The organism is Bradyrhizobium cosmicum (assembly GCF_032290525.1).
GTDB lineage: Bacteria > Pseudomonadota > Alphaproteobacteria > Rhizobiales > Xanthobacteraceae > Bradyrhizobium > Bradyrhizobium cosmicum_A.
The window spans coordinates 1-234 of the sequence record NZ_JASXTA010000612.1 but is presented as its reverse complement, the minus strand read 5'-3'; the positions used below and the strand labels follow the sequence as shown (position 1 = coordinate 234).

Genomic DNA, 234 nt, shown 5'->3' with positions numbered 1-234 from the left:
AACAACGTCAGCACACCAAACCGCCTCAGAGCATCAGCTAACCCGCACCTCATCGAAAGACTGCACAACCTGCCGCACCACTGCGGCAGGGTCATCGGAGGCCATGATGGCCCGCACCATCGCGACACCGGCCACACCGGTGGCCGCCAAAGCAGGGACATCGGCCACCTGGACGTCACCGATAGCGACAACCGGCAGGCTGCTCGCCCCTACTAAGGCCGGATACCCCTGAAC

At 63.7% G+C, this 234-nt stretch carries 1 protein-coding gene; it reads right to left on the bottom strand.

Annotated elements, in window-relative coordinates; translation table 11 throughout:
- Positions 1 to 33: 33 nt before the first annotated feature.
- Positions 34 to 234, bottom strand: a 201-nt coding sequence (locus QSV46_RS41115; RefSeq protein ID WP_314964527.1) for a thiamine phosphate synthase, incomplete at its 5' end; no start/stop codon positions are given.